The organism is Pseudomonas sp. UBA6323, assembly GCF_002439135.1.
Classification (GTDB): Bacteria; Pseudomonadota; Gammaproteobacteria; order Pseudomonadales; family Pseudomonadaceae; genus Aquipseudomonas.
Genome location: NZ_DJSX01000064.1, coordinates 1 through 5,138, shown reverse-complemented (window position 1 = coordinate 5,138; position 5,138 = coordinate 1). Strand labels below are relative to the sequence as shown.

Here is a 5,138-nt window from a genome sequence, read left to right as displayed (position 1 = left end):
CTGTGGTCGTGCTGATCGCTGCCGGCGCGAGCCTCTACACCTGGTGGAAGCTGCGGCGCGCGAAGCGGGCGGTGGCGTCATGACACCCCCGGCCGGGATCGCCGGACAGATCGTCGGCATCCTCCTGGTGCTGGCATCGCTCGTGGGCGGTGGCGTGGTCATCGGTCGCCAGTCCAGGGACGACGATGTCAAACAGCTGACCACTGAGCGTGATGCAGCTTTGTTGCACGCAAATGCCCAGGCCGAAACCCTGGCAACCATCAAGGCAACGCTGCGCGAAGAGCGCGAGCGGAGGAACCGCATCGAGCAGGCGGCCCAGCGGGAGCTGGCCGCCCGCGCCGACCGCATCGCTCAATTGGAGGTCGCCGCCGAACGGCGCCGCCAAACCCTTACTGCTGAGGCATCCAAGCATGAAGACTGCAATGCGCTGCGTCGCATCCCTGTGTGTGCTGCTCTTTCTGACGGCCTGTATGGGCGCCCGCCCGCCGCTGGTGCGCACTGAAATCGTCGAAGTGCCGGTCGTCCAGTACGTGCGCATGCCGCCTGCGCTGACGGATCAGCTGCAGGGGCCGGCAGCTCCCGCTTTCGCGTGCACGGCCCCGACCGGTCAGCCGGTGGTCTGCGTACACGACGGGCTCATGCGTGAGGTCGAGTGGCAGGCAATCCTCGCTCGCGCAAACGAAGACCGTGCCACCGCGGCGTTCCTCGGTGCTGGCGCTGGCACCGCGCCCGAGTTCCAACCTGCCAAGAATCCGGGCGGGTTGGAGCGCGCTCCGTCGCAACTTCTGCGTCAGGCTTTCGGTAGGAAGGCAGCAGGAGCTGGCAAGTGAAACTGGAATTCGAGCTGTGGCACCTCATCACCCTGGTGATCACCCTGATCGCAGCCTATGCCGGGCTGGTCAAGCTCCTGCTGTGGCAGTTCGCCCGCGAAATGCGCGAGCGCATCCAAGCGAGCAGCGACGCGAGCAGCGCGTGCCTGCAGGCCATCCAGCGGGACAGCCAGAAATGGCACGACCTGGAGCTGAAGTTCTACCAGCTGCTCGCGGACATGCCGGTCACATACGTCCGCCGTGAGGACTGGGCGCGGGGCCAAGGCGTATTGGAATCCAAGCTCGACGCTATCGCTGTCGAGGTCAAGAACATCCAGATCCAAGGGGGAAGGAAGTGAATACCGGCGTCGATTTGGACAAGGTGCGCCGCGAGCAGCTGCGGTGGTTGCTGCTGCTGGTGCTGAACCGCGGCCGCCCGTATGGGCTGAAGGAGGCCGTGCTCGTCGGCGCGGCGCAGGACATGTATCCGGATGCGTCGTCGTTGGAGGTACGGCGGGAACTGGACTATCTCGACAATCGCCGCCTGGTGGAGCTGGAAAAATCTCCCAGCGGCCCGTGGCACGCATCGCTGACCCGTCACGGCGTTGACATCGCCGAATACACCATCGACTGCGGCCCCGGCATCGCCCGCCCGCAGAAGTACTGGTGAGGTCGCGCCATGCCGCCCCCGAGCAAGATTGACCAGTTGCCGCCGGAAGTGCGGCAGGAACTGGACCAGCGCCTGGTCGCCAATGCGTTCGGCGGATGCGTCGCCCTGTCCGAATGGCTGGCAGAGCAGGGTTACGAGATCGGCAAGACCACCGTCAACGAACGTGCGAAGAGGCTGAAGCGCCGTCTGGCGGCCATCAGTGCCAGTACCGAGGCGATGAAGATGGTGGCCGCCGCGGCGCCGGACGAGACCGCAGATCGCAGCAATGCGATCATCGGCCTCGTCCAGACTGACCTGTTCGAGGCGCTTCTTGAGTTCCAGGAAGCGGCGGACGCGGATAACGAGGAGATCTCTCCGGCCAAGCGCATCGCGCTGTACGGAAAGACGGCCAAGAGCATTGCCGAACTGACCCGCGCCGCCATCACCCGCGAGAAGTTCGCCGCGGAGATCCGCGACCAGGCCCGCGCCGAGCTGCTGAAGGAGCAAGAGGCCCGCCTGGACGACGCCGTGCGCGCTCAGGGCCTGGACGAGAATGCGGCCCGCTTCTGGCGTGACCGCGTGTTGATGGGCAAGCGCTGATGGGCCAGATGCGGCCGCTCGCCAGCACCCAGGCCATCGTCGAGTGGGACGAACTGCCGGCGCGTGCCCGCGAGATTCCGGCCAACTTCGACCCCCTCGCCGAGGGCGTGCTGATGGCCCACCAGGTGCAGGCGGTGGAGTTGGCCCACAAGGTCAGCATCCTTGCCCTGCCGAAGGGCCGGCGAACGGGCATGACGTTCGCCATGGCTCTGGACAGCACCATCACCGCCGCCTCGCGCAAATCTGCGGGCGGCAACAACGTCTTCTACATCGGCGACACCAAGGAAAAGGGCCTGGAGTTCATCGGCTACTGCGCCAAGTTTGCCCGCACCATCGCAGAATCGCAGGCCGAAGGCGTCAGCGCCATTGAGCAGTTCCTGTTCGAGGACCAGGACGAGAAGGGCAACACCCGGCAGATCACCGCCTTCCGCATCCGCTTCGCCAGTGGCTTCCAGATCACGGCGCTGTCCTCGCGCCCGGCCAACATCCGCGGCCTGCAGGGCATCGTCATCATCGACGAAGCGGCGTTCCACCCCGATGTCCAGGGCGTGCTGGATGCCGCCACCGCGCTGCTGATCTGGGGCGGCCGCATCGTCGTCATCAGCTCCCATAACGGGCGCAACAACCCGTTCAACCAGTTCTGCACCGATATCCAGGAGGGGAAATACGGCGAGGACGCGGCGGTGATGACCACCACGTTCGATGATGCCGTAGGCAATGGTCTGTACGAGCGGTCCTGCTGGATGAGCGGCGAAGCCGCAACGTCCGAAGGCAAGGTCCGCTGGTACACCCGCATCCGCAAGGGTTACGGCCCACGGCTGACGGCCATGCGCGAGGAACTGGATGCCATTCCCCGCGACGGTAACGGCGTGCTGCTGCCGGGCGTCTGGATTGAAGAGGCCATGCGTGAAGAGCGCCCGGTACTGCGCCTCACCCTGCCCGACGATTTCGTGCAGAAAACCCCGAATGACCGCAAGGCATGGATGGACGAATGGATCGCTGTCCACGTCGACCCGCTGCTCGAGCAGCTCAACCCACAGAGCCGGCACGTCCTCGGCTACGACTTCGCCCGGCACCGCCACTTCTCGACCATGGTGCCGATGGAGATCGAGCAGACCATGCGCCGGCGCGTGCCGTTTGCCATCGAACTGCACAACGTCCCGACTCGTCAGCAGCAGGACTTGCTGTGGCACATCAATCGGCGGCTTCCTCGTTGGTCCGGCGAGGCCATCGACGCTACGGGTAACGGAGAAACCATCGCCGAGTACACCGCCGATGAGTTCGGTTCGCACGTGCACCAGATCAAGCTCAACAGGGCTTGGTACGGGCTGTGGATGCCGAAGCTGGTGCAGGGCTTCGAAGATCGGCAGATCGATATTCCCCGCGACGCCACCTTGGGCGACGACCTGCGCGCCATCGAGAACGTCGAGGGCGTGCCGCAGGTCGTCAAGGAAACCCGCGACATCAAGGACCCCGAGCTGCACCGGCATGGCGACTTCGCCGTCGCGGTATGCCTGGCGTGGTTCGCAAGCCTGAACTTGGTTGTTGCGTTCGAGTGGGAAGCCGCACCAGGCAAGCGGGACAGCGACGAAGACGAGGACATGCCCGCCGGCGCCTTCGGTGGGCATTGGTAGGAGAACCCATGGCAACCATCATCGACGTTTATGGCAACCCGCTGCGCAGCCAGGTGCTGTCCGAGCCTCAAAGCGAGACGGCGCATATCGCCCACCTGCAGCGTGAGTTCGCCGGTCATCCCAGCCGCAACCTGACACCGGTCAAGCTCAGCCGCATCCTGGAAAGCGCGGAGCTGGGCAACCTGCAGGGCCAGTCCGAGTTGTTCATGGACATGGAAGAGCGGGACGCCCACCTGTTCGCCGAGATCAGCAAGCGTAAGCGGGTGCTGGCCTCTATCGACTGGCGCATCGTACCGCCGGCCAATCCCTCGGCACAGGAGCAGGCGGACGCGGGCTACCTCACCGAAATGGTTGGGGAGATCGAGGGCTGGGAAGAACTGCTCCTGGACATGGCCGATGGCATCGGCCACGGTTTCAGTGCCATCGAGTTCGAGTGGGAGCGCCTCGGCCGCGAGCGCCGGGTGCGTAAGTTCCACCACCGCCCTCAGACGTGGTTCAAGCTGCCCAGCCGCGACCAGGATGCGCTGCGCCTGCGCAGCAACAACGCCGATGGCGAGGCGCTGCTGCCCTTCGGCTGGATGGTGCACCGGCCGAAGGCGCGTTCTGGCTACGTCGCACGCACGGGGCTGTTCCGCGTGCTCGCATGGCCGTACCTGTTCAAGCACTACGCCACCCGCGACCTGGCCGAACTGCTGGAGATCTACGGCCTGCCCATCCGCCTGGGCTCGTATCCGCCTGGCACCGGCGACCCGGAGAAGGCCACGCTGCTGCGCGCGGTGACCCAGCTGGGGCACTCGGCGGCCGGCATCATCCCGGACGGCATGAGTATCCAGTTCGAGAAGGCCGCGGAGGGCAGCGAAGCGCCATTCCTTTCGATGATGCGCGAGTGCGACAACGCCATCAGCAAGGCGGTCCTCGGCGGCACCCTGACCACACAGACCAGCGATGGCGGCGGCGGCGCATACGCCTTGGGCAAGGTGCACGATGATGTGCGTCAGGATCTGAAAGCGGGCGATGCACGCCAGCTGGCCGGCTCCATCAGCCGTGACCTGTTGTGGCCGCTGCTCGTCCTGAATCGCCCCGGTGCCGGTGATCCTCGCCGGGCGCCGCGTCTGGTGTTCGACGTGGATGATCCGGAAGAACGCGCGCAGGCCGTTCGATCCATCCAGGTCGCGGTCAACACCGGGATCGACGTGCCGCTTGCATGGGCGCGCACCAAGCTCGGAATCCCGGAACCGCAGAACGGCGAACCGGTGCTGTCGCGCCCCGCGGCGTCGGCCAGCGGCACCGCCGCGCTGACCGCGCGCAGGCCGGTGCCCGCTGCCGCGGTGGCGACCGCCGACCAGGCGGCCCTGGACGCCGTGTTGGCAGCCTTGCCGGCGGACCGCCTGCAGGGCCAGTCCGAGCCGCTGGTTGGGCCGTTGCTCACTGCCCTGCGCGGCGGAG

Annotated in this window: 6 protein-coding genes; all 6 read left to right on the top strand. The window is 66.2% G+C overall.

Translation table 11 applies throughout. The features are described 5' to 3' along the window. The coding region (locus B3P22_RS14665; protein ID WP_296271469.1) for a hypothetical protein at positions 1 to 502 on the top strand (502 nt) is incomplete at its 5' end. Between the two features lie 324 nt (positions 503 to 826). Beyond that, entirely contained in the window at positions 827 to 1,168 is a 342-nt protein-coding gene (locus tag B3P22_RS14660; protein ID WP_296271468.1) for a hypothetical protein, read from the top strand. Continuing rightward, the gene (locus B3P22_RS14655) at positions 1,165 to 1,479 is read left to right on the top strand and encodes a hypothetical protein (protein WP_296271467.1); all 315 of its coding nucleotides are present in this window, start codon (positions 1,165 to 1,167) and stop codon (positions 1,477 to 1,479) included. Before B3P22_RS14660 ends, B3P22_RS14655 begins: the two co-directional genes overlap by 4 nt. A 9-nt stretch (positions 1,480 to 1,488) precedes the next feature. Next, positions 1,489 to 2,058 carry a phage protein Gp27 family protein gene (locus B3P22_RS14650; protein WP_296271466.1) on the top strand — a complete coding sequence of 190 codons (570 nt, stop codon included), beginning with the start codon at positions 1,489 to 1,491 and terminating at the stop codon, positions 2,056 to 2,058. Continuing rightward, entirely contained in the window at positions 2,058 to 3,692 is a 1,635-nt protein-coding gene (locus B3P22_RS14645) for a terminase large subunit domain-containing protein (protein ID WP_296271465.1), read from the top strand. Before B3P22_RS14650 ends, B3P22_RS14645 begins: the two co-directional genes overlap by 1 nt. Before the next feature lie 8 nt (positions 3,693 to 3,700). Next, positions 3,701 to 5,138, top strand: a 1,438-nt coding sequence (locus tag B3P22_RS14640) for a DUF935 domain-containing protein (protein ID WP_296271464.1), incomplete at its 3' end; no start/stop codon positions are given.